Below are 23,926 nucleotides of genomic sequence, written 5' to 3'. Positions count from 1 at the left end.
GACTTACACCTTTGCCGGCTTGGGTTCGCGCGGCATGCCGAGGCCGCGTTCGGAGATGATGTTCTTCTGGATCTGCGCCGTGCCGCCGCCAATGATCAGGCCGAGATCATACATATAGCGCCACTGCCACGACCCATCCGCCCTCAGATGATCTCCTTCACCATAGAGAATGCCGAGTTCGCCCAATGCATCGATGGCGAGCCCCGCAATCTGGTGGTTCAGCTCACAGCCCTGCAGCTTCACGATCAGGCCGGCGAGCCCCGCGCTTTCCCGCTTCAGGCTGGCCGTCGTCACGCGCAGGCCGTTGGCCTGCATCGCATAGACTTCGCCCTGCAGCTTCATCAGCCGGTCCCGCAGCAGCGGATTGTCGATCAGGCGCTCCCCGTTCAGCGTCTCGGTCTTCATCAGCTCGACGAGTTCGAGGAACCGTGCCTTGGTGGCGTTCGGGTCGCCCAGCATGCCGCGTTCATGAGTCAGCGTGGCGTTCGCCACCTGCCAGCCCTTGTTCTTCTCGAACACGATCCCGCTCTGCGGCACGCGCACATCGGTGAAGAAGACTTCGTTGAAGTTGGCATTCTCCGTCATGTCGACCAGCGGGCGCACTTCAATGCCTGGCGTGTCCATGGAGAACAGGACATAGCTGATGCCGTGATGCTTCTTCGCGTCAGGGTCCGTCCGCACAAGGCAGAAAATCATGTCCGCCTGTTTCGCCGTGGAGGTCCAGATCTTCTGGCCATTGATGATGAAATCGTCGCCGTCTTCCACGGCCGCCGTACGCAGCGCCGCAAGGTCAGACCCCGCGCCCGGCTCGGAATAGCCCTGGCACCAGATCATCTCGCCATGCAGGGTCGGGCGGATATAGGCTTCCTTCTGCTCCGGCGTGCCCAGCTCCAGCAGGGTCGGCACCAGCATCGAGATGCCCTGCCCGCCCATCGGGCGGGCGATACCCGTCCGCGCAAACTCTTCCGCGATGATTCGGGATTTCAGCAAATCGGGCTCTGCGCCATAACCGCCATATTCCTTCGGGATCGTGCGGGCGGTCAGCCCGTTTTCGATCAGGAATTTCTGCCAGGCGAGACGCTTGGGATGTTTCATCCCCCTGTCTTCCGGGCCGGGGGCTAGGTGGGCATTTTCCGTCAGGATACGGTTCACGTCCTGCCGGAAGGCTTCGTATTCGGGGCTTAGATTTAGTTCCATACCCTTATGCTGGGACGACTTCCCCAAGGTTCGCCAAGCAAAAAAACGCCTTCGCACCCGCACAATAAACACCCTTGCGGCAGGCCTTGCGCGGACGCTGCGTCAACGCGGTTACGTCACGCCACAGATCACACGCGCACCAGGGAGCGAAACCAAATGCCAGTCGAATATGAGAAAAAGGGCCACGTCGCCATCATCACGATGAACCGTCCGGAAGCCCGCAACGCCATCAATGGCGAGATGGCCCAGACGATGGAAGCCGCCCTCGACCAGATGGAATCCGATCCGGAAGTCTGGGTGGGTATCCTGACCGCCGTCGGCAAGGCCTTCTGCGCCGGGGCGGACCTGAAAGAAATCTCGGCGGGCAACGGCGCCGCCCTTTCCACCAAGAAAGGCGGGTTTGCAGGGATTGCAAAGCGCGAGCGCACGAAACCGCTGATCGCGGCCATCACGGGCTCCGCGCTCGCAGGCGGCACGGAAGTTGCCCTCTCCTGCGACATGATCATCTGCGCCGAAGACACGAATTTCGGCCTGCCCGAAGTGAAGCGTTCGCTTGTCGCCGGGGCCGGCGGCCTGTTCCGCCTGCCGCGTGTGATCGGCAAGGCCATGGCACTGGAAGTCATCCTCACCGGTGATCCGCTGCCGGCCCAGCGCGCTTACGAGCTCGGCATGGTCAACAAGGTCGCCCCGGAAGCCGAAGTGATGGCTGAAGCGGAAAAGCTCGCTGCCCGCATCACGGCCAACGCCCCACTCGCCGTCGCCGCTAGCCGCTCGGTCGCCATCGAAGCGACCAGCAAGACGGACGAAGAGCTCTGGAAAGACAGCGGCAAGGCCTTCGCCAGCATCGTCGGCACGGAAGACTTCAAGGAAGGCCCGAAAGCCTTCATCGAAAAACGTGCCCCGGTCTGGAAGGGCAAATAGGCTCCCACTTCATCCTCCCCTGCGAAGCGGGGGAGGTGGCAGGCGGCGGAGCCGGCTGACGGAGGGGGGAAACACCGAAATCATGGCGAGAGCCCCCTCCGCCTCGCTGCGCTCGGCACCTCCCCCGCAAGCGGTGGAGGATAAGTCCTAGCGCTTCAACCACTCCAGCACGCCGCGTCCGGCTGCCCGGCCTGTCGCCATGCAGGCCGTAATGAGATAGCCGCCCGTCGGCGCGTCCCAGGCAATCATCTCGCCCGCGCAGAACTGGCCGGGCCTAGCTTTCAGCATTAATTGGTCATCGAGCGCCTCCCACGCGACGCCGCCCGCCGTCGAGATCGCCTCGTCCAGCGGCACGGTGCCCGTCAGCCTGAGTGGCAGCGCCTTGATCGCCTCCGCCGCGCGCGCCGGATCGTTCAGGGCTTCGCGGTCCGCGCACTCGAACAACAGCGCCGCTTTCACACCGGTGAGCTTCAACGCCTTGCGCAGCCGGTTGGATAGCGACTGTTTCGCCGGGGCCGCCGCGAGCCGCTTCGCGATCTCTGACGCATCCATGTCCGGCAACAGGTCCAGCCACAGCGTCGCGCTGCCTGCCGCGTCGATTTCGTCTCGCAAGGTGGCAGACAGCGTGTAGACGCCGCCGCTTTCCACGCCGCGTGCCGTGACAGCGAATTCCTCGCGAGTCACCTGCCCGCCTGCCGAAAGCTGCACGCCTTTCACCGGCGCACCCGCAAATCGCTCCCGAATCCTGTCCGACCAATCGACGGTGAACCCGCAATTGGAGGGCTTGAATGGCGTCACGTCGATTCCCGCCTGATCGAACAGGCTGGCCCATGCCCCGTCCGATCCGAGCCGCCGCCAGCTGCCGCCCCCCAGCGCGAACACGGTCGCGGCGGGGCTGACCATTACCTCTCCCTCCGGCGAGTGGAATGTCAGCGCACCATCCGGCGCCCAGCCGGTCCAGCGGTGTTTCAGGTGAAGCCGCACGCCCCGGTCCGCCAGCCGCCTTAGCCAAGCGCGCAGCAGCGGGGAGGCCTTCATCGATTGCGGGAAGATCCGCCCGGTCGGGCCGACATGCGCGGGCATGCCGAGGCCTTCCATCCAGCGGGTCACCTGATCCGGTCCGAATGCTCCGATCTGGTCAGGGAATAGTCCGCTATAGTCATGGTATCGCATGAGAAGATCATGCTCTGATCCGGTATGGGATATGTTCAGTCCGCTTTTTCCGGCCATCAGGAACTTGCGGCCGGCGCTCGGCATCGCCTCGTAGACATCCACGACAACACCCGCTTCCGACAGCACTTCAGCGGCCATCAGGCCGGCCGGGCCGGAACCGATAATGGCGACGCGATCAGTCGTCACGGATCACCCGCGCCTTGCCCCGGCCAAGCGCCAGCGCCTTGATCGCGCCCCGGAATGTCTGCACTTCCTGCCGCGTCCAGTCCGCCCGGATCAAGGCGGCGCGGAGGTTGTCCTTCATCAGAGCGGTCTTCTCCGGGGGGAAGAAATATCCTGCTCTTTCAAGCTCTTCCTCGAAGTGCTCAAACATGCGGTAAAGCTCGTCACGCGGGGCGAGATCGCCGAGGCCGGCCTTGTTGTCCCCCTCGTCGGCGCGCGGTCCGATGGCGAGCTTCCCCCACTCCGCGCAGAACACGCAGACGGCCTGGGCAAGGTTCAGGCTCTTGAAATCCACGTCCACCGGATAGGTCATCAGGAAGTCGGAGACCGCCACAGCATCGTTCGGCAGGCCGGACTTCTCCGCCCCGAACATGATCGCCGATTTCCCGGTGCCGAGCCGTGCATGCGCCGCCTCCGCCGCATCCTGCGCATCACCGACCCGCTTCTCCATCCCCCGCAGCCGCGCCGTCGCCGCGGCGAGCCAGGTGATCCCTTCAAGAGCATCCTGTAGTGTTTCATACACAGACACGGCTACACCCGCGTCGAAGGCGCCCGCTGACATCGTGTCTGCCGCCGGATTCGGCCAGCCATCGCGCGGTGTCACGAGGCGCAGATCCGTCATCCCGAAATTCCGCATCACGCGGGCCGCAGCCCCGATATTCTCGCCGAGTTGCGGGGAATGGAGGATGATTGCTGGAGATTCAGGCATAGCGGCCTGTGAGTATCCGCTGCGCCCAATTGGTCAATACATCAGATTCAATTTCTACTGATGAGGCCGCGTGTGGCATGAGTTCTGGCAGTTATTCAGAACCGACATGTACACGTCATGACATCCGTAAACCGCGATCAAATCCGGATTCATCGTTTGTGTACATACATTTTGTGCTTCCTCGGCATGAGCAAAGCAATGCTGCAAACACTGCTTAAACGTATAGTCAGGAGGCATATGGAAGCCTGCTGATAAACCCCACCACGTCGAAAACCTGTCCCATTCGTTAAAAGACCCATTCATGCCAGGCGTATAATTTCCATAGTCCGGCCCCTCATCGGGACAGTTCGCACCAAAGCAAGTCACCTGTGCTGAGCTCGTTTGCAGGGACGCCGCAATTACCATCGACACAAAGCCCACAAGTATCGACCTCATGTGTCCGCTCCCTTTGGTTGCGGATTATTCTCCCATAGATAGTTTCACAAACACCTCCGGCCCACAAGCTTTTTCGTGTGAACTCTGCGATAATCTAACCGTCGAAGTTCACCGCAATAATGATGAGCATTCCCTGTTTTGACGCCTGCCCGGGCTCTGCTATAGGCCTGCCAGACAATTACAAGCGCAAGGACTTCCAAATATGGCGAAAATCAAGGTCAAGAACCCGATCGTCGAGATGGACGGGGACGAAATGACCCGCATCATCTGGCAGCTTATCAAGGACAAGCTGATCCACCCCTACCTGGACGTCGACCTGAAGTATTACGACCTGTCGATCCAGAAGCGCGATGAAACCGACGACCAGATCACCATCGACGCCGCCAATGCCACCAAGAAATACGGCGTGGCCGTGAAGTGCGCGACGATCACGCCGGACGAAGCCCGCGTTGAAGAGTTCGGCCTCAAGAAGATGTGGCGTTCGCCGAACGGCACGATCCGTAACATCCTCGGCGGCGTCGTGTTCCGCGAGCCGATCGTGATCTCGAACATCCCGCGCCTCGTGCCGGGCTGGACCAAGCCGGTCGTTGTCGGCCGTCACGCCTTCGGCGACCAGTACAAGGCCACCGACTTCCTCGTGCCGGGCAAAGGCAAGCTGACCATGAAATGGGAAGCCGAGGACGGGTCCGACTCCAAGGAATTCGAAGTGTTCGACTTCCCGAGCTCCGGTATCGCGATGGGCATGTACAACCTTGACGAGTCGATCCGCGACTTCGCCCGCGCCAGCATGAACTATGGCCTGCAGCGCAAGTGGCCGGTCTACCTGTCGACCAAGAACACGATCCTCAAAGCCTATGACGGCCGCTTCAAGGACATCTTCCAGGAAGTGTTCGACAACGAGTTCGCCGACAAGTTCGCTGAATTCGGCGGCACCTATGAGCACCGCCTGATCGACGACATGGTGGCGGCTGCCATGAAATGGTCCGGCGGCTATGTTTGGGCCTGTAAGAACTATGACGGTGACGTCCAGTCCGACACGGTTGCCCAGGGCTACGGCTCGCTCGGCCTCATGACCTCGGTCCTGATGAGCCCGGATGGCAACACGGTCGAAGCGGAGGCCGCACACGGCACCGTGACCCGCCACTACCGCAACCACCAGAAGGGCGAAGCGACCTCGACCAACTCGATCGCCTCGATCTACGCCTGGACGCAAGGTCTCGACCATCGCGGCCGGATGGATGGCACGCCGGACGTACGCAAGTTCGCCCAGACGCTGGAAGCGACCATCGTGAAGACCGTCGAGTCCGGTATCATGACGAAGGACCTCGCCCTGCTGGTCGGCCCGGATCAGGGCTACCAGACGACGGAAGGCTTCATCGAGAAAGTCGCCCAGAACTTCGAAGAGGCCATGTCGAAGGCCTGATCCTTCCGGCAGAGCCAATAAAAGAAAACCCCGCAGCACGCTGCGGGGTTTTTTTATTGGGCGTCAGGCGCTTCAGATAGAGGCGCTTCAGATACAGCCGCCGGATTCTCCGCCGCGGCGTCCGGCGATCTGTCTCCGCGCAGCACGTACCAGACAATGCCGACCAGCATGGCCATCGGGATCAGCCAGAACAGCCACACAGGCCGCGCAGGAGCGCGTTCTGGCAGGTCTGGCTTCGGATCACCGGGGTCAGTCATTCAGGGTCCTGTCGGAGTGTTGAATCGCCGCTCTACCTGCGAGCGTCGTCAATGACGCGCCCAAGTCAAGCATTGTTCTGGATCAGGCCTCACCCAGCAGGCGGCGGACATGGTTTTCTAGGTCCAGCTGGCGCAGGCGTTTAAGACGCTCGACCAAGAGGATCCGGCGCAGCCGCTGATAGGCGACTTCAAGATCTTCATTGACGATGACATAGTCATAACGGCGCCAGTGCATGATCTCGCGCTTTGCGTCTTCCATGCGCCGGGCGACGATTTCAGGTGTCGAACCGGGCCGGGCGGCAAGCCGCTGTTCCAGCGCACTGATGCTGGGCGGCAGAATGAACACAGACACCACGTCATTCGGCATCTGGTCGTGCAACGCATCGGCGCCCTGCCAGTCGACATCGAAGAGAACGTCCTCCCCCGCCTCAAGCCGTGCGACGGTGTCGGCTTTCGGGGTGCCATAATATTTATCGAACACATGGGCCCATTCGAGGAACTCGCGGCGCTCGATCATTTCCTGGAACTGTTTTTCGCTCCGGAAGAAATAATCCTTGCCGTCTTCCTCTCCAGGCCGCGGCTCACGCGTCGTGGCGGAGACTGACAGTTTCACATCATGGAACTCATCGATCAGTTTCCGCGCCAGCGTCGTCTTGCCGGCGCCGGACGGGCTGGACAGCACCAGCATGAGGCCCCGGCGCGTGCCGCTGTCTTTTGGGTGTCCGCTATTCGACATTGGCCGCCTGCTCCTTGAACTGGTCGATAAGTCCTTTGAGACCGAGTCCCGCATTCGTCAAATCGAGGCTGATGGATTTCGAGCAGAGCGTGTTGGCTTCGCGGTTCAACTCCTGGGCCAGGAAATCCAGTTTCCGGCCGACGGGCGAGCCGCCCGCAAGCAGCTCACGCGCCGAAGCAAAGTGCGCGCTCAGCCGGTCAAGTTCCTCACGCACATCCGCCTTGGCGGCGCTGAGGGCGATCTCAGCGGCCATCCGGTCCTTGTCGACCCGGCCATCGGGATCGAGCTCGTCCAGCTGCTTTGTCAGGCGTTCCTTGAGCAAGGCAGGCTGGGAGGCCGCCAACTCACCGGCTTCTCGCCAGTGCGCCTCCATGCCAGCGACAAGGCCTTCCAGCAGCTCCGCCAGCACGCCGCCCTCGCGCTGCCGCTCAGCTTGCAGGGCCTGCAGGGCATTCTCGCCGGCACTGATCAGCACCGTTGTGATTGCTTCGTCCCCCGCCAGATCGCGAAGGCTGGACGCACCGGGCTCCACGACGCCCTTGACGTTCATCAGGCTCGCGAACACATCGCCCGACAGAGCCGTGCCCGTCCGCTTTTCTACGGCGGCAGCCAGCGCATCCAGAAGCGCATTGTTGATTGTCGCCGAGTCCGCGCCGCTTGCGAGGTCGATCCGAAGTGCGACCTGCAGGGAACCACGCTTGAAGAATTTCGGTGCGGCCGTCTTGATGGCGCGCTCCAGCGCTTCGAATCCCGGCGGGTAGTTCACGCGCACATCGAGGCCGCGGCCGTTGACGCTTTTCGCTTCCCAGGCCCAGCTGCCCCACTCGGCTTCACCCGCCACACGGGCAAAGCCGGTCATCCCCGAAAGTACGCTCATTCGCCTGCCCGCTCCCGTGCGATTTCTTTCCGCTCATAGGCGCGATAGGCCGCCACATTGCGATTGTGCTCCGCCAGCGTCTTGGCGAACAGGTGCCCGCCCTTGCCGTCAGCGACGAAGAAAATGTATTCCGTATGCGGCGGGTTCAGCACCGCCTCGATCGCACCACGACCGGGATTACAGATTGGTGTCTTCGGCAAGCCGTCGATCTGGTAGGTATTCCAGTCCGTCTTCGTGTCGATTTCTGACCGGCGCAAAGTGCGGCGCTGACCTCTCGCATTGTAGAGCGGTTCACCGCGCGACACGCCGTAAATGATCGTCGGGTCGCTTTCCAGCCGCATGCCGCGCTTCAGGCGCGTCGTAAACAGGGCTGCGATTTCCGGCTGTTCGTCAACGCGGCCGGTTTCCTTCTCGACAACGGAAGCCAGGATCACGGCCTCATAGGGTGTTTTCACCGGGATTTCAGGATCCCGCTCCGGCCACAATTCCTCGAGCAATTCCGTCTGCTTGTCCTGCATGAGCTGGATCAGCTCGGCGCGCGTCATCCCCCGATCAAACAGGTAGGTGTCCGGCAGGAGGGAGCCCTCCGCCACCTCCTCTTCCGGCATATCCCCGACGAGGACCGGATCGGCCTCAATCACTTTCAGGAGCTGCGCCGTCGTGCGCCCCTCTGGCAAGGTGATCTTGTAAAGAATGCCTTTGCCTTCGATCAGCGTGTGCAGCACTTCAACCATGCTGGCGCCGCGTTCGATCTTGAACTCGCCAGTCTTGATGTCGGTTTCTGTGTTATCCAGCTTGGCTTTCAGTCGGATCAGATTGGCACTGCGAATGATGCCTTCCTGTTCCAGACGGACCGCGACGCCAGCGAGGCCCTCACCCGGTTCGACATGGAACACGACATCTTCGGCCAGCGGGCCGTCACGGTTCAGCGCATCCTGCATCCAGACCCAGCCGGCACCGGCAGCGGCCCCGCCAATGACGAGGACGAGGACAATGAGCGACAGCAGGCCCTTCAGGAATTTCATGCGCAGCCTCAATCAGCGGGTTTCCTGCACCGCAGCCTAAGCGGGGTGCAGGACTCCGGAAAGGGACTTACTTCACCTCGCGCAGGACAAGGCTCGCGTTGGTTCCGCCGAAGCCGAAGCTGTTCGACATGGCGGCACGCACGCGGCCCTTCTTGGCCTTGTGCGGGATCAGGTCCAGCTTGGTCTCGAAGCTCGGATTGTCGAGGTTCAGCGTCGGCGGCATCACCTGGTCACGGATTGCCAGCGCACAGAATGCGCTTTCAATTGCGCCAGCAGCGCCGAGCAGGTGCCCCACAGCCGACTTCGTCGATGACATGGACATGTTGCTGGCGTGGTCGCCGAAGGCACGCTCGACAGCGCCTGCCTCGCCCTCGTCGCCTTTCGGAGTCGAGGTGCCGTGCGCGTTGACATAGTCGATCTCGGTCGGATCGATGCCGGAATTCTTGAGTGCCATTTTCATGGCACGGTAGCCACCCTCAGCGCCCTCTGCAGGGGCTGTGATGTGGTAAGCGTCGCCAGTCAGGCCATAACCCGAGACTTCGGCATAGATCTTCGCGCCGCGCGCCTTGGCGTGCTCATATTCCTCGAGCACCAGGACGGCAGCGCCCTCGCCCATGACGAAACCGTCGCGGTCCTTGTCATAGGGACGCGAAGCTTTCTCGGGCGTATCGTTGAAATTGGTCGACATGGCCTTGGCGGCACAGAAGCCGGCAATGCCGATACGGCCGATCACGGCTTCGGCGCCTCCGGCGATCATCACATCGGCATCGCCGTATTTGATGAGGCGGGAGGAATCCCCGATGGCGTGCGCGCCAGTGGCACAAGCCGTCACGACTGAGTGATTAGGTCCCTTGAACCCGTATTTGATCGAGACCTGGCCGGAGGCGAGGTTGATCAGGGCAGAAGGGATGAAAAACGGGCTGACCTTGCGCGGACCATGCTCATGCAGCGTGATCGCGGTTTCGTAGATCGACTCCAGCCCGCCAATGCCCGAACCGATCAGGACGCCGGTGCGTTCCTTCTCTTCTTCGTCTTCGGGCCGCCAATTGGCGTCTTCAACAGCCTCCTCTGCAGCCGCGAGGGCGTAGAGGATGAACTCATCGATCCGGCGCATCTCCTTTTTGGAGACGAACTTTTCGGAATCGAATGCTTCAGGGTCTCCTTCGCCACCACCGCGGCCAGTCACCCACGGAACCTGAAAAGCGATCTTGCACGGCATGTCTTCGGGATCGAACGTATCAATACGCCCGGCCCCCGACTTGCCGGCAATAAGCCGCTCCCATGTGGCTTCGCGTGTCGCCGCAAGCGGCGAAACAATACCAATACCGGTGATGACGACGCGGCGGTCAGACATGGAGACCCCTCTTGTCCAGGATGTCTTAGATGTGAGCCTTGATGTGGGTCACGGCGTCACCGACGGTGCGGATGGATTCCTGCACGTCGTCCGGAATTTCGATATTGAATTCTTCCTCGAAAGCCATGACCAGCTCGACGAGGTCCAGCGAGTCTGCGCCAAGGTCGTCAATGAAGCTCGCGCTTTCGACGACTTTGTCACCTTCCACGTCGAGATTGTCGACAACGATTTTCTTAACACGTTCAAGAACGTCAGACATGCTTACCTCTCTTAAATGCCTGAGGAATGGCCCGAAATCCGAACCATTGTGTTGCGCCTAGCACACAGTTATCCGAGCCGCCAAGCCCTTGTATCGCCACCAACTGTGCCTATCAGATCATGGCCATGCCGCCATTTACGTGCAGTGTCTGCCCCGTAACATAGGCGGCTTCGTCAGAGGCCAGATACACCGCAGCTGCAGCAATATCACCACCCTGCCCCAAACGGCCGGCCGGAATTCTCCCGAGAAGCGAACTCTTCTGCGCTTCCGGCAGGACATCCGTCATCGGTGATTCGATGAAGCCCGGTGCGATCGCGTTGGCGGTAATGCCGCGGCTGGCGACTTCCTGGGCCAGTGATTTGGTGAACCCGATCATCCCGGCTTTCGACGCACAATAGTTCGTCTGGCCCGGGTTGCCGGTCACGCCCACAACCGACGTGATGCCGATGATGCGGCCGTGGCGGCGCTTCATCATGCCCCGCACAACGCTCTTCGTCAGGCGGTAATAGGAGCCGAGATTGATGTTGATGACGTCATTCCAGTCGTCATCCTTCATCTGCATCAGCAGCTTGTCGCGCGTAATGCCGGCATTCGCGACCAGGATGTCGAGCGGGCCGACCACTTCTTCGGCCTTCGCCGCAAGGCCATCCACGGCCTCCGGGTCGGACAGGTTACAGGTCACCACGGCACTTTCGCCTGGCAGCGTCGCCGCCACCTCGTTCAGCACGCCCTCACGCGTGCCGGACAGGACGACTTTCGCGCCGGCTTCCGACAAGGCTTTCGCAATCGCGCTGCCGATGCCGCCGGAAGCGCCCGTGACGAGGGCCGTACGGCCGGTGAGTGTGAACATGGGATTATCCCTTCATGGCTTGTGCGAAGGCTTCGAGATCCTCGGGAGACCCGAGGGTGAAGCCGTTCAGTGATTTCTCGATACGGCGCTGCATGACCGTCAGCACTTTACCGTTGCCAACTTCGCCCGTCGTGTCGACGCCTTGTGCGACCATGAACTGCACGCTCTCGGTCCAGCGGACACGGCCGGTGACCTGTGCGACGAGGTTCTGGCGGATGGTTTCCGGGTCTGTCACCGGCGAAGCAGAGACATTCGCGACCACCGGGACAACAGGCGCCTTGATCTCGGTGCCCGCCAGCGCTTCGGCCATCGCATCGGCGGCAGGCTGCATCAGGGAACAATGGAAAGGCGCCGACACATTCAGCGGCATCGCCTTCTTTACGCCATTGGCCTTGGCCCACTCGCAGGCCGCATCAATCGCCGCTTTGGAACCGGACAGCACCAGTTGGCCCGGCGCATTGTCGTTGGCCAGTTCGCAGGCGCCGCCCGTCTCACGACCAGCGGCGCAGGCGGCTTCTGCCTGCTCCACATCCGCGCCCAGCAGCGCCGCCATGGCGCCTTCGCCGGGCTGTACGGCGGACTGCATGGCATTGCCCCGAATACGCAGCAGGCGCGCCGTATCGGCGATCGTCAGCGATCCTGCCGCTGCCAGCGCAGAGTATTCTCCCAGCGAATGCCCGGCCACAAAGGCAGCGTCCTTCGCCGAGATACCGAATTCGGCTTCCAGCGCCTTCATCGCTGCCAGCGAATGCGCCATCAGCGCAGGCTGGGTGTTTGCGGTCAGTGTGAGATCTTCAATCGTGCCGTTCCACATCAGGTCCGACAGGTTCTGGCCCAGAGCCTCATCGATGGCCTGGAAGACCTCCCGGGCGGCCGGATAAGCGTCCGCAAGGGCCTTGCCCATGCCGATTTCCTGACTGCCCTGGCCAGGAAAAATGAAAGCGAGTTTGGTCATCGGCGATTCTCCCGAAATTTTCGCCGTGCCTAAAGGTGAGACCGCGTGTGCGCAAGCTATTGAAATTCCTTGCCAGATAGGCTTTACAGCCGCCTTCATGGACAGGGATGCGGTCCTTGGTACTCCGGAATGAGCCGGGGGAAGAGGGGCCATCGTCCGGCAGTTTCCCACTGTCAGGCGCCGCACCCCTTTGATTTTGGGAATGAAAACATGGCTTTTTACGAGCATGTCGTGATCACACGACCTGACATCTCGCCGGCCCAGGTCGACTCTTTTGTCGAAGAACTGTCCGGCTTCCTCAAGGAAAAAGGCGCCACCATCGGCAAAACCGAATACTGGGGCCTCCGCAACCTTGCCTACCCGATCAAGAAGCAGCGCAAGGGTCACTACTCGCTGATCAACATCGACGCACCGGCTGAAGCGATCCACGAACTGGAACGCCGCCAGCGCCTGTCGGAAGATGTGATGCGCTACATGACCATCCGCGTGGAAGAGCTCACCGACGAACCGTCGCCGGTCCTCTCCCGTAAAGACCGCCGCCGCGACTAGGAAAGGGACAGGACATGGCTCAGAAACTGAACATTACGAACATCCCGGCCCGCCGTCCGTTCGGCCGCCGCCGCAAGGTCGATCCTTTTTCGGGCGATAACGCCCAGGCGATCGACTACAAAGACGTGAAACTGCTCCAGCGCTACATCTCTGAAAAAGGGAAAATCGTGCCGAGCCGCATCACGGCTGTGAACCTGAAGAACCAGCGCAAGCTTGCCCAGGCCATCAAACGTGCCCGCATGCTCGCCCTGCTTCCCTTCGAAGTGAAGTAAGGAGAGACTGACATGCAAGTGATCCTCCTTGAGCGCGTCGAAAACCTCGGTGGCATCGGCGACGAAGTGAAAGTGAAGAACGGCTTCGCCCGCAACTTCCTTCTCCCCAAAGGCAAGGCCCTGATGGCCAATGACCGCAACCGCGCCCGTTTCGAGCGTGAACGCGAAGCCATCGAAGCCCGCAACGCCGAAGCCCGCGCAGCTGCTGAGAACGAATCCCAGAAGCTCGACGGCGCCATCTTCGTGCTGATCCGTCAGGCTGGCGACACTGGCCACCTCTACGGCTCCGTCACCGCGCGTGACATCGCTGACGCGGCTGAAGCCGCCGGCTACACCGTGCCGCGTTCGGGCGTGCGCCTCGACAAGCCGATCAAAGAGATCGGCATGTACGACGTATCCGTCCGCCTCCACGCGGAAGTGACCGTCACCGTGCAGGCAAACGTTGCCCGCTCGCAGGACGAAGCGGACCGTCAGGCCAAAGGCGAAGACATTGTTGCTTCGCTGCAGGCTGCCAACCAGGCGATGGCTGACGAGCAGGCCGGCGAACTGGCCGAAGCGGCTGCTGACCGCGCTGCTGAAGGCCCGGCCGAAGAAGAATAAGCTTCCCGGCAGACAAGATCGGAAAGGCCGCACTTCCGGGTGCGGCCTTTTTCTTTGGCGAATCTGATACTTCCCGGATCATCCACCGATGACACGTATTTATCCACAGGTCTGACCGCTCTATCACCGTGCACTCTCACCTCAGGTAAGGTAGGGTTAATACCATGCCTCTCGACGATACCGGTTCCCCGAAAGACGCCATCGCACCGCCGCATAATTTGTCGGCCGAAGCCGCTGTGCTGGGTGCGATCCTGTTCGACAACAACTCGTATCAACGTGTCGCCGACATCCTGCGCTCATCGGATTTTTACGCTCCGGCGCATCAGGAACTCTATGAGGTCGCCTCGGTGATGATCCAGCAGGGCCGCATCGCCGATGGTGTGACCCTGCGCGAACATTTCGAAAAGGCTGAAAAACTCACCGAGATCGGCGGCGCCCGCTATCTCGAACAGCTCCTTGATTCGGCGGCCTTCGGCGCGGAAGTCAGCGACTACGCGCACATGATCCGCGACCTGGCCATGCGCCGCTCTCTGGTCAGCATCGGGAGCGACCTGCAGGGCCGAGCCCTGTCTCCTGCCCCTGAAGAAAGCGGCGAGCGCCAGATCGAACTGGCCGAACGCCAGCTGTTCGATCTCGCAGAGCGTGGCGCCTCGGGCCGGGGCTTCACCAGCTTTGCCGAAGCGCTGACGGAATCTTTGAAGACCGCAGAGGCGGCCTACAAGCGCGAAGGCAAGATTGCCGGTATCCCGACGGGCCTGCGCGACCTGGACGAAAAGCTTGGCGGCATGCACCGGTCCGACCTGATCATCCTCGCCGGACGTCCGTCGATGGGTAAGACATCGCTGGCGACCAACATCGCCTACAACGCGGCCTCTGCCTATCGCGCGGAGATGCAGGAAGACGGTTCCAAGAAGACCGTTGACGGAGCGATCGTTGGCTTCTTCTCACTGGAGATGTCGAACGAACAGCTGGCCACGCGTATCATTGCGGAGCGCACTGGCATCACGACCCACCGCATCCGTCAGGGTGATCTGGACAAGAGCGACTTCGAACGCCTCCGCGAAGCGACCGAAGAGCTTCAGAACCTGCCGCTCTATATCGACGACACCGGCGGTATCTCGATCAGCCAGCTGGCCGCGCGCGCCCGCCGCCTGCAGCGCTCCGTCGGCCTCGACATGATCGTGATCGACTACCTGCAGCTGATCACCGTCAGCACGTCTGGCGCCAATGCCAGCCGTGTGCAGGAGATCACCCAGATCACGACATCGCTGAAGGCGCTTGCCAAGGACCTGAACGTCCCCATCATCGCCCTGTCCCAGCTCTCCCGTGCCGTGGAGCAGCGTGACGACAAGCGCCCGCAGCTCTCCGACCTGCGTGAATCCGGCTCCATCGAGCAGGACGCCGACGTCGTCATGTTCGTCTACCGTGAGGAATACTACCTCGCCCGGACCGAACCCGGCGCCGACCCGACCGACCCGGCCTCAAACGAAAAATGGGCTCAGTGGCGCCAGCGGATGGATGAAGTTTACGGCAAAGCCGAATGCATCATCGGCAAACAGCGTCACGGCCCGATCGGCCGCGTGGAACTCGCCTTCGACTCCAACGTCACCCGCTTCGGCGACCTGACCAAGGAGCAAAAAGGCTACGCTGCAGACCTCGAATAGCGCTCAGGCCAAAGCCGCGTGGAGCAGGTCCAGCGCCTCGATGGCGAACCGGCGCATATTGTCTTCCCGGTCGCTGAGGCCGGTCTCCAGTGTCCTTGACACCTCGAACCGGTCCGGGCCGCAGACCGCCACACAGGTATGCCCGGCAGCATCGCCATAGGGATTGCCATTCGGCCCGGAAGCACCGGTTTCACAAAGGCCCCAATCCGCACGCAGCCTGCCCCGTATCGTGCGGGACAAGAGCCGCGCATAGGGTTCGGTCGAAGACCGCATGTCGCCCAGGTCCTCTTTCGTCAGACCGAGTAACCCCCGGAATGCCTGCGGCGTGTAAATCACCCCGCCACCCCGGTAAAAGGCCGAGGCGCCGGGCACAGCCAGCAGCGCTGCGGAGATCAGGCCGCCGGAGGAGGATTCGGAAATCGCGACGGTCTCGCCGCGCTGTCTGAGGCGCTCACCGATGTCGGCTGCGATGGGGAGAAGGCTTTGCATGCCTTCCATCAACCAACCGAACGGCGTGCTGGCAAGCCTGGACGTAAAGACAGGTGTTGGTTTCGCGGGCCTTTGCCGTCACACTCCTCTGGTAACCGCAGGAGGAAACTGAAATGGATCTGCATCTCAAAGGAAAGAACGCCGTCATTCTTGGCGGCACACGCGGCATCGGACGCGCGATCGCAGAAACGCTGGCGGGCGAAGGCGCGAACGTCGCCGTCTGCGCCCGGAACGCCGGGCAGGTCGCCGAAACGGTGGAAGCGCTTCAGTCACGCGGCGTGAAATCGACCGGCGCCTCTGTCGACATTACTGACGCCGATGCCCTGAAATCCTGGATCCGCAAGGCCGGGGTCGAGCTGGGGGGTATCGACATTCTCGTTTCCAACGCCGGTGCCATGGCACAGGGCAACACGCCGGAAGCCTGGACCCAGAATTTCCAGCTGGACGTGCTGGGCGCTGTGAACGCGTTCAATGCCGCGGAGCCCTTCCTCGACAAGGCCGCAAAGTCGCATGGCGACGCAGCCTTCGTCATCATCGCGTCCGTGTCGGCGGCTCAGGCCGACCGGGCGGACTCCTATGGACCGGTCAAAGCGTCGCTCATCCACTTCGCCAAAGGGCTCGCCCGCGAAAATGCGGCCAAGCGCCTGCGCGTGAATGTCGTCTCGCCGGGCATGGTCTATTTCGAGGGTGGCATCTGGCACATGATCGAGACCAACCAGCCGGAATTCTTCAAACAGGCCAATTCCCGCAATCCGACCGGGCGCTGTGCAACACCGCAGGAGATCGCCAATGCGGCCGTATTCCTCGCCAGCCCCGCCTCATCCTACACGACAGGCGTGAACCTGATCGTGGACGGCGCCGTCTCCAATCGCGTGAACTTCTGAAGGACGTCCGGATCGTGCCGGCAGGCGGGCCTTACAGCCCGCCCAGCCAGTCGATCAGATAGCGGTTCACCGCGTCCGGACGCTCCTGCTGGGTCCAGTGGCCACAGCCCTCCAGCAGGTGGCAGCCGCGCAGGTCCGCCAGGTTCGGTTTCATCGCCGCAACGATGTCGCCCTGGAACATTTTCAGCACCAGGTCCTTCGTCCCCCCAACGAACAGCGATGGCTGCTGGATCACCGGATTGGCCAGATGGCTCTTCAGGAACGCATAATCGCGCGCATGATTGCGGTAGCGGTTCAGCGGCCCACGGAAGCCGGATTTGCGGAACTGGCTGTCGTAATAGGCAACGTCTTCCTCGCTCAGCCACGGAAGCGGCATCGGCGGTTCCGGCAAGCGGTGCAGCAGCGTGTCGCCATGCTTCTTGTCCGTCGGCCATGTGCCGTCCGGCGCATCGCCGGAGATCGCATAGTAGAACTTCCGGATCGTTGCCGCGGGATCCGCTTCGAGCTCCGCTTCCGGCGGGCCAATGTCCTGAAAGTAGACCTGATAGAAGAACAGGCCGCGCTCGGTGAACACTTTGTGCACCATGTCCAGGAACATCACATCGCCCATCGGCAGGTAGGGCACAGAAAGGCCTGCCACCGCCCGGAACTTGTCCGCATGAAGACGGGCTGTGTTCCAGGCAATCGGCGCGCCCCAGTCATGGCCGACGACGACCGCTTTCTCCCCCGGTGACAAGGCTTCTGCCAGACCGGCAATGTCGCCCGTCAGGCTTTCGAGGTCATAGGCCTCCACCGGTTCCGGCCGGTCGGACTCGCCATAGCCACGGACATCCGGCGCGGCGACGCGATAGCCGGCCTCACTCAGCGCCCTGATCTGGTGGCGCCAGGAATACCAGCTTTCGGGGAAACCGTGGACGAGCACGACAAGCGGCCCGTCCCCGGCGGTCGCCACGCGAAGCGTGACGCCATTTGTCTTTACGAACTCGAAATGCTGATCGCTCACGAACCGTCACCGCCAATCCATTTGAACTCCGGTTCTTCCCACCACGGGAAGAAGTTCGGCATGCCGTCGGAGACTTTCACCGGATAGGTCGGCTTGCGCTTCTCGAGGAAGCTCATCACGCCCTCGCGGGCATCTTCGGTCTTGCCGCGCGAATAGATGGCGGCGCTGTCGACAATGTGCGCTTCCATCGGATGGCTCGCGCCCAGCATGCGCCACATCATGTGACGGGTCAGCGTGGTGGAGACAGCCGCCGTGTTGTCAGCGATCTCGCGGGCCAGTTCTTTCGCTTTGTCCAGAAGCTCTGCCTGCGGATAGACCGCTTTCACGAAGCCCGCATCGAGTGCTTCCTGCGCCGGGAAGATCCGGCCGGTGTAGCACCAGTCCAGCGCCTGCTGGATGCCGACGAGCCGCGGCAGGAAGTAGGAAGATGCCGCCTCCGGGTTGATTCCCCGGCGGTTGAAGACAAAACCGAAACGGGCGTTATCGGCGGCCAGGCGGATGTCCATCGGCAGCTGCATGGTCACGCCGATACCAACGGCCGCGCCATTGATGGCACCAATTACCGGCTTCAGGCTGTCAAAGATGCGGAGCGTCACGCGGCCACCGCCGTCGCGCTGGATGTCCTCACTGGCCGTACGGCCCGCCTCGCCGTCACCGGCGCGCTTGTCATAATCGAACGTCTTTGCGCCGGCCGACAGGTCAGCCCCGGCACAGAAGGCCCGGTCGCCATGTCCCGTCACGATCACCACGCGCACATCGTCATCCGCATCGGTGATGTCGAAGGCCTCGATCATTTCCTGCATCATCTTGCCGGTGAAGGCGTTCATCTTGTCTGGCCGGTGAAGGGTCAGGATGGCGATGCCGTCTTCCTTCTCCAGCTTGATTTCCTCGAAAGTCTTGAGCGACGTTGCGGCCATGGCCGATCTCCCTTTTGCTTCAGCGGCCAGTGAGGCGGGGTTCCGCAGGGTTCGTCAAGCGGTCAGGGCGCGCAATCGACCGGCCGGGCCGACAGGCGCCGCCGCGTCATCCGCTTGACGCGGCGCATGAACGGACAGGATAGTCCGGTTGATTTCCAGTTCGCCAGCACAGGACGCCCCTCATGAGACTGACGCCCGCCTTCGCCGCGCTTGCTATCGCTTCGGCCATGACTGCCCCGGCCCTGGCCGAAACCACATATGTCTCGGCAGACCGCTTCATCGATCCGGCAGATGGCAAAGTTATCCGGAACGCAGCGTTCATGATTACGGATGGCAAGATCACGGCCAGGGGCACGAAATCCACCCTGAAGGCCCCGAAAAGCGGCAACATCATCGAATTCGGCAGCGGATCGACGATGATGCCCGGCTTTATCGACATGCACGTCCACCTGACGGGCGACCCGACAGACGGCCCCTATTACTCCCTCAGCCTGTCGGATGAGCGCAAGGTCCTGAAAGGCGCGAAGAATGCCCGTCTGACCCTGCTGGCCGGGTTTACCACCGTGCGCAATGTCGGTGCGGACTCCTATGGGGATGTCGCCCTGCGCGATTCCATTAATGCCGGCGAGGTGCCCGGCCCGCGCATGTATGTCTCCGGCCCGCCGGTGGGGATCGTCGGCGGACACTGTTCCGACAACAATCTCCTGCCATCGGAATACGCCCTCTCAGGCGAAGGCGTCGCGACCGGCCCGTGGGAGTTCCGCGAGAAAGTGCGCGAGAACATCAAATACGGGGTCGACCTCATCAAGACCTGCTCCACCGGCGGCGTGTTCTCCAAAGGCACTGCGCTTGGCGCGGCTCAGGGAACGCTGGAAGAGCTGACAGCCGCAGCCGAAGAGGCGCATGCCCGCGGCCTGAAGATCGCCAGCCATGCCCATGGCACGATCGGCATACGCAACGCGATCCTGGCCGGTATCGACACGATCGAACATGCGTCGATCCTCGATGACGAGACGATCCAGCTGGCGAAAGACCGCGGCGTCTGGCTGTCCATGGACATCTACAACACCGAATACACCCTCTCCGAAGGCGAAAAGAACGGCGTGCTGGAAGAGTCGCTCAACAAGGAGCGCGCCATCTCCAAAATCCAGCGTGACAGTTTCACCCGCGCCGTGGATGCCGGGGTGAAGATGGTGTTCGGCTCGGATTCCGGGGTTTATCCGCACGGGCTGAACGGCAACCAGTTCTCCCGCATGGTCACCTTCGGCATGACGCCGATGCAGGCACTGCAGGCCGCGACGGTGAATGCCGCCGACGCTCTCGGCAAAGCGGGAGTCGTCGGTTGTGTGGATGTCGGTTGCTCGGCTGATTTCGTGGCTGTCAAAGGCGATCCGCTGGAAGACATCTCCATCCTCAGTGATGTGGACTTCGTGATGAAGGAAGGCGTTGTCTACAAGGTTGGCGGAAAAGCCCAGGGCGACGCGCTCTAGTCCGGCGGTATCCCATGGAATTCCACGACTTCCCCCCCGTCACGACCTATGCGGCGCCCTTCTTCGTGTTGTCCGTCGCCCTGGAATGGTGGGGCGTCAAATCCGGCCGTCTGCACGGGCGGTATGAAACGAAAGACGCCTTCACCTCGCTGGCCATGGGCATCGGTAATGTCGTCGTGAACACGGCAACCGCGACACTGTTCTTCTGGCTGCTGATCATTGCCTGGCCCTACCGGGTACTCACCCTGCCCTATACCTGGTGGAGCTTCCTTGCCTGTTTCGTGCTCTACGACTTCATCTATTACTGGAAGCACCGTTTCGCCCACCGCGCGCGCTGGTGGTGGATGGAGCATGTCACGCACCACTCTTCCGAGCACTACAATCTGACCACCGCCCTGCGCCAGCCCTGGTTCGGCCCCTTCACCGGGCTCTACATTCTCGGCCTTCCGATGGTGATACTCGGCTTCCACCCTTACCTGATCGGCTTCGCAGCGGGCTGGAACCTGCTCTACCAGTTCTGGATCCACACCGAGGCCATCAACAGGATGCCGAAATGGTTCGAGGCGGTGATGAACACGCCGTCGCACCACCGCGTGCACCACGCCACCAACCCGCGTTACCTCGACACCAATTATGCCGGTGTCTTCATCATCTGGGACAAGATGTTCGGAACGTTTGTGCCGGAACTGGACGAGGACAAGCCGGTCTATGGCATCGTCAAACCGGTCGGCTCCTACAATCCCTTCACGGTCGCCTTCCACGAATTCTTCGCCCTGATGAAGGACTGCGCCAACGATGGTCTGCGCCCGGACAAATGGTTCGGCCGCATGATCAACGCCCCGGGCTGGAGCCCCGATGGCCACCACAGCCGCTCCGTCGAGCTGAAACAGGCTTATGTCGACACCCACCCGGACCAGGCCGGCAAACCAGGACTCCCCAGATGACCAAAACGGAAGCCCTCATCGAGCGCTATTATGAGGCCTTCAATGCCGGAGACCGGGAAGGCATGCTGGCCTGCCTGGCGGATGATGTCCGCCATGACGTGAACGAAGGCACGGCCCGCGGCGGCAAGGACAAGTTCCGCGCTTTCATGGAACATATGGACACCTGCTACAGCGAGCAGCTGACCGATATGGCCATCATGGTCTCCCGGAATGGGAGACGCGCGGCGGCCGAGTTCATCGTCAACGGCATCTACAGGACGACCGACGGGGATTTGCCACCCGCGCATGGGCAGCGCTACCGTCTTCCCGCAGGGGCGTTCTTCGAGGTCGAGGACGGCTTCATCCGCCGTGTGACGACCTACTACAATCTCAGCGAATGGATCCGGCAGGTCTCGTGAAGATCCGCCCGCTTTCCGGCGCAGACCTCGACGCGGCCCTGCCCGCGCTTGCCCGCCTGCGCATCCATGTCTTCCGCGCCTGGCCCTACCTCTATGAAGGCTCCCTTGCCTATGAGGAGACCTATCTGCAGAAGCTGGCGCGCGCAAAGGATGCCTTCATCGTCGCAGCGGAGACGGACGATGGCGAAATCGTCGGCTGCGCCACCGGCTCCGGCATGGACGACCAGCATGCCGAATTCTCCCAGCCGCTTCTGACGGCCGGCTATGACCTGCCGACGACCTTCTATTTCGGGGAGTCTGTCCTGTTGCCGGAGCATCGCGGCAAGGGGATCGGGCACGCCTTCTTCGACGCCCGCGAAGCCCATGCCATTGCCCACAGCTACAAGCGGGCCTGCTTCTGCGCCGTGGAGCGGCCGGAGGACCATCCGCAACGGCCATCAGACTACGCCCCGCTCGACACCTTCTGGCAGGCCCGGGGCTACCACAAACTGCCCGGCGTGACCGCGCACTTCGCCTGGCCCGAACAGGCTGGCGGACCGGAGATCAATCACCCGATGGCTTACTGGCTGCGGCAGTTCTGACGCTTTCCGCTACGTCTCCGGTGGACGCCACCGCCAGTGTGAGTATGGTCACGCCTGACTATTCCGAAGGGGCCGGGCACAGGCGCCCCCGGAATTCGTGAGGAGACACTGGAATGCATCCCCATCACCACGCCAAGACCAATCCGGACAAGCCCGCCTATATCATGGCCGGCTCTGGCGAGACGGTCACCTATGGACAGCTCGAGGCACGTTCGAACCAGGTCGCACATGCGCTGCGCGCCGCCGGCTGCAAGCCGGGTGACACGATTGCCCTGTTTGCGGAGAACTCCCCGCGCTATTTCGAGATCTGCTGGGGCGCCCAGCGTGCGGGGCTCTACTATGTCGCCATCTCCTCGCGCCTGACGGCACCGGAAGTGGAATACATCCTGTCGGACTCCGGCGCGAAACTCTTCATCGCTGGCGCGTCCAAGCGCGCGGTCGCGGAAGAGGTGAAGGCCCTTACGAACCTCGAGCATTACTGGTCCATCGACGGTCCGATGCCCGGCTTCGCACCGCTGGAACAGCTTCGGGGCGAGTTCCCGGCTACGCCGATCGCGGACCAGACCGCCGGCACGGATATGCTCTATTCTTCCGGCACCACCGGCCGCCCGAAAGGCATCCGTCCGCCGCTTGAGCCCGACACACCGATCGATGACACGAATGTGCTTATCCAGATCCTGCAAGCCTTCTCCGGCGCGGGTACGGACAGCGTCTACCTGTCGCCCGCCCCGCTCTACCATGCCGCCCCGCTGCGCTACTGCATGACCTTCATGAAGCTTGGCGCCACGCTGGTCATCATGGAAAAGTTCGACGCGGAATCACTGCTCGCCAATATCGAGAAGCACAAGGTCACCCACATTCAGATGGTGCCGACCATGTTCGTGAAGCTGCTCAAGCTGCCTGAAGAGGTTCGGAAGAAATACGACGTGTCCAGCCTGAAATGGGTTGTCCACGCCGCGGCGCCGTGCCCGATCCCGGTCAAGGAGCAGATGATCGACTGGTGGGGGCCCATCATCGACGAATACTATGCCGGATCCGAAGGCAATGGCATGACCTGGGCGAAGAGCCCGGAATGGCTGACCCACAAGGGCACCGTCGGCAAGGCCGTTTATGGTGAGGTGAAGATCTGCGACGAGAACGGAGACGAAGTCCCCGTTGGCGAGGAAGGCCAGGTCTATTTCGCTGGTACGACGCCGCCGAACTACCACAACTCGCCGGACAAGAACGAAGCAGCCCTCAATCCGAAGCACAAGGACTGGTCGTCCCTCGGCGATGTCGGCAAGCTGGACGAAGATGGCTATCTCTACCTGACGGACCGCAAAGCCTTCATGATCATCTCCGGCGGCGTGAACATCTACCCGCAGGAAACCGAAAACGTCCTCATCACCCACCCGAAAGTGGCCGACGTTGCCGTGATCGGCGTGCCGGACGATGAGTTCGGCGAGTCCGTGAAAGCCGTGGTCCAGCCGATGCCAGGCATTGCGCCGTCCGAGGAACTTGTCGCTGAGCTGATGGAATTTGCGCAGGCGAATTTGTCGAAACTCAAATGCCCGAAAAGCATCGACTTCGACCCTGAACTGCCGCGCCATCCGACCGGCAAGCTCTACAAGCGCCTCATCCGCGACCGCTACTGGGGCAAGAAAGACAGCCGCATCGTCTGATACACGCGTATCGCGCAGGCTTGCCGCCGCCCTCAAGGCAGCGCAACATCCCCTGAGAGACGCCAAGAGGCGCAAACTCAG

Annotated in this window: 26 protein-coding genes; 12 read left to right on the top strand and 14 right to left on the bottom strand. The window is 61.9% G+C overall.

The window, feature by feature from the left end; genetic code table 11:
* Positions 1–3: 3 nt before the first annotated feature.
* Positions 4–1,197 (bottom strand): acyl-CoA dehydrogenase family protein, encoded by a 1,194-nt coding sequence (locus tag HJA_RS14795; RefSeq protein ID WP_035583655.1) that lies wholly within the window; start codon positions 1,195–1,197, stop codon positions 4–6.
* Between the two features lie 156 nt (positions 1,198–1,353).
* On the opposite strand from HJA_RS14795, the gene HJA_RS14790 reads away from it, so the two are divergent.
* Positions 1,354–2,118: a crotonase/enoyl-CoA hydratase family protein gene (locus HJA_RS14790; RefSeq protein ID WP_035583653.1), complete on the top strand. Its 765-nt coding sequence runs from the start codon at positions 1,354–1,356 to the stop codon at positions 2,116–2,118.
* A gap of 147 nt (positions 2,119–2,265) precedes the next feature.
* Here the strand turns inward: HJA_RS14790 and HJA_RS14785 are convergent, their stop codons facing one another.
* Both HJA_RS14785 and HJA_RS14780 read right to left on the bottom strand, forming a co-directional pair.
* Positions 2,266–3,477, bottom strand: coding sequence for a TIGR03862 family flavoprotein (locus tag HJA_RS14785; RefSeq protein ID WP_035583651.1), 1,212 nt, complete (start codon positions 3,475–3,477; stop codon positions 2,266–2,268).
* Positions 3,467–4,222 carry an RNA methyltransferase gene (locus tag HJA_RS14780; RefSeq protein WP_035583649.1) on the bottom strand — a complete coding sequence of 252 codons (756 nt, stop codon included), beginning with the start codon at positions 4,220–4,222 and terminating at the stop codon, positions 3,467–3,469. The genes HJA_RS14785 and HJA_RS14780 overlap by 11 nt, the downstream gene beginning before the upstream one ends.
* 637 nt (positions 4,223–4,859) lie before the next feature.
* Here HJA_RS14780 and HJA_RS14775 point away from each other — a divergent pair.
* Positions 4,860–6,080, top strand: a complete 1,221-nt coding sequence (locus HJA_RS14775) for an NADP-dependent isocitrate dehydrogenase (RefSeq protein ID WP_035583647.1) — start codon at positions 4,860–4,862, stop codon at positions 6,078–6,080.
* Between the two features lie 53 nt (positions 6,081–6,133).
* Here HJA_RS14775 and HJA_RS14770 read toward each other — a convergent pair whose 3' ends face one another.
* From HJA_RS14770 to fabD, 8 genes are all read right to left on the bottom strand, one after another.
* Positions 6,134–6,337 (bottom strand): hypothetical protein, encoded by a 204-nt coding sequence (locus tag HJA_RS14770; RefSeq protein WP_035583645.1) that lies wholly within the window; start codon positions 6,335–6,337, stop codon positions 6,134–6,136.
* A gap of 82 nt (positions 6,338–6,419) precedes the next feature.
* A complete protein-coding gene (gene gmk, locus HJA_RS14765) occupies positions 6,420–7,073 on the bottom strand; it encodes a guanylate kinase (protein WP_035583643.1) in 654 nt (217 codons plus the stop codon).
* On the bottom strand, positions 7,063–7,950 hold the full coding sequence (locus tag HJA_RS14760; RefSeq protein WP_035583641.1) for a YicC/YloC family endoribonuclease: 888 nt from the start codon (positions 7,948–7,950) through the stop codon (positions 7,063–7,065). Before HJA_RS14760 ends, gmk begins: the two co-directional genes overlap by 11 nt.
* Positions 7,947–8,975 (bottom strand): endolytic transglycosylase MltG, encoded by a 1,029-nt coding sequence (gene mltG, locus HJA_RS14755; protein WP_035583639.1) that lies wholly within the window; start codon positions 8,973–8,975, stop codon positions 7,947–7,949. Before mltG ends, HJA_RS14760 begins: the two co-directional genes overlap by 4 nt.
* A 67-nt stretch (positions 8,976–9,042) precedes the next feature.
* A complete protein-coding gene (gene fabF / locus HJA_RS14750; protein ID WP_035583638.1) occupies positions 9,043–10,329 on the bottom strand; it encodes a beta-ketoacyl-ACP synthase II in 1,287 nt (428 codons plus the stop codon).
* Between the two features lie 25 nt (positions 10,330–10,354).
* Positions 10,355–10,588 carry an acyl carrier protein gene (locus HJA_RS14745; protein WP_034762761.1) on the bottom strand — a complete coding sequence of 78 codons (234 nt, stop codon included), beginning with the start codon at positions 10,586–10,588 and terminating at the stop codon, positions 10,355–10,357.
* A gap of 112 nt (positions 10,589–10,700) precedes the next feature.
* On the bottom strand, positions 10,701–11,438 hold the full coding sequence (fabG, locus tag HJA_RS14740; RefSeq protein WP_035583636.1) for a 3-oxoacyl-[acyl-carrier-protein] reductase: 738 nt from the start codon (positions 11,436–11,438) through the stop codon (positions 10,701–10,703).
* 4 nt (positions 11,439–11,442) lie between these two features.
* On the bottom strand, positions 11,443–12,393 hold the full coding sequence (gene fabD / locus HJA_RS14735) for an ACP S-malonyltransferase (protein ID WP_035583633.1): 951 nt from the start codon (positions 12,391–12,393) through the stop codon (positions 11,443–11,445).
* Between the two features lie 210 nt (positions 12,394–12,603).
* Here fabD and rpsF point away from each other — a divergent pair, with 210 nt between their 5' ends.
* The 4 genes from rpsF to HJA_RS14715 all read left to right on the top strand — a co-directional run bounded on the left by rpsF (position 12,604) and on the right by HJA_RS14715 (position 15,478).
* Positions 12,604–12,942 carry a 30S ribosomal protein S6 gene (gene rpsF, locus HJA_RS14730; RefSeq protein ID WP_035583631.1) on the top strand — a complete coding sequence of 113 codons (339 nt, stop codon included), beginning with the start codon at positions 12,604–12,606 and terminating at the stop codon, positions 12,940–12,942.
* 14 nt (positions 12,943–12,956) lie between these two features.
* A complete protein-coding gene (gene rpsR, locus HJA_RS14725) occupies positions 12,957–13,214 on the top strand; it encodes a 30S ribosomal protein S18 (protein WP_034762771.1) in 258 nt (85 codons plus the stop codon).
* Positions 13,215–13,226: 12 nt separating this feature from the next.
* Entirely contained in the window at positions 13,227–13,814 is a 588-nt protein-coding gene (rplI, locus tag HJA_RS14720) for a 50S ribosomal protein L9 (protein ID WP_035583629.1), read from the top strand.
* Positions 13,815–13,978: 164 nt separating this feature from the next.
* Complete coding sequence (locus tag HJA_RS14715) at positions 13,979–15,478, top strand: replicative DNA helicase (protein WP_035583627.1); 1,500 nt, start codon at positions 13,979–13,981, stop codon at positions 15,476–15,478.
* Positions 15,479–15,481: 3 nt separating this feature from the next.
* On the opposite strand, the gene HJA_RS14710 is transcribed toward HJA_RS14715, so the two are convergent.
* Positions 15,482–15,967, bottom strand: coding sequence for a CinA family protein (locus HJA_RS14710; protein WP_035583625.1), 486 nt, complete (start codon positions 15,965–15,967; stop codon positions 15,482–15,484).
* A gap of 113 nt (positions 15,968–16,080) precedes the next feature.
* Between HJA_RS14710 and HJA_RS14705 the strand changes: the two genes are divergently transcribed.
* A complete protein-coding gene (locus HJA_RS14705) occupies positions 16,081–16,851 on the top strand; it encodes an SDR family NAD(P)-dependent oxidoreductase (RefSeq protein ID WP_035583623.1) in 771 nt (256 codons plus the stop codon).
* A 31-nt stretch (positions 16,852–16,882) separates the two neighbouring features.
* Here the strand turns inward: HJA_RS14705 and HJA_RS14700 are convergent, their stop codons facing one another.
* Both HJA_RS14700 and HJA_RS14695 read right to left on the bottom strand, forming a co-directional pair.
* On the bottom strand, positions 16,883–17,854 hold the full coding sequence (locus HJA_RS14700) for an alpha/beta fold hydrolase (RefSeq protein ID WP_035583621.1): 972 nt from the start codon (positions 17,852–17,854) through the stop codon (positions 16,883–16,885).
* Entirely contained in the window at positions 17,851–18,771 is a 921-nt protein-coding gene (locus HJA_RS14695) for a crotonase/enoyl-CoA hydratase family protein (protein ID WP_035583619.1), read from the bottom strand. Before HJA_RS14695 ends, HJA_RS14700 begins: the two co-directional genes overlap by 4 nt.
* A gap of 182 nt (positions 18,772–18,953) precedes the next feature.
* On the opposite strand from HJA_RS14695, the gene HJA_RS14690 reads away from it, so the two are divergent.
* From HJA_RS14690 to HJA_RS14670, 5 genes are all read left to right on the top strand, one after another.
* On the top strand, positions 18,954–20,261 hold the full coding sequence (locus HJA_RS14690; RefSeq protein WP_035583617.1) for a Xaa-Pro dipeptidase: 1,308 nt from the start codon (positions 18,954–18,956) through the stop codon (positions 20,259–20,261).
* A gap of 14 nt (positions 20,262–20,275) precedes the next feature.
* Complete coding sequence (locus HJA_RS14685) at positions 20,276–21,205, top strand: sterol desaturase family protein (protein ID WP_035583615.1); 930 nt, start codon at positions 20,276–20,278, stop codon at positions 21,203–21,205.
* The gene (locus HJA_RS14680; RefSeq protein WP_035583613.1) at positions 21,202–21,603 is read left to right on the top strand and encodes a ketosteroid isomerase-related protein; all 402 of its coding nucleotides are present in this window, start codon (positions 21,202–21,204) and stop codon (positions 21,601–21,603) included. The genes HJA_RS14685 and HJA_RS14680 overlap by 4 nt, the downstream gene beginning before the upstream one ends.
* Positions 21,582–22,184, top strand: a complete 603-nt coding sequence (locus HJA_RS14675; protein WP_035583611.1) for a GNAT family N-acetyltransferase — start codon at positions 21,582–21,584, stop codon at positions 22,182–22,184. The genes HJA_RS14680 and HJA_RS14675 overlap by 22 nt, the downstream gene beginning before the upstream one ends.
* A 113-nt stretch (positions 22,185–22,297) precedes the next feature.
* The gene (locus HJA_RS14670; RefSeq protein WP_035583610.1) at positions 22,298–23,845 is read left to right on the top strand and encodes an acyl-CoA synthetase; all 1,548 of its coding nucleotides are present in this window, start codon (positions 22,298–22,300) and stop codon (positions 23,843–23,845) included.
* Positions 23,846–23,926 lie beyond the last annotated feature (81 nt).

The sequence above is a fragment of the Hyphomonas jannaschiana VP2 genome (assembly GCF_000685215.1).
Lineage (GTDB): Bacteria > Pseudomonadota > Alphaproteobacteria > Caulobacterales > Hyphomonadaceae > Hyphomonas > Hyphomonas jannaschiana.
The sequence above is the reverse complement of the archived record's forward strand: the minus strand, read 5'-3'. Positions and strand labels throughout refer to the sequence as shown.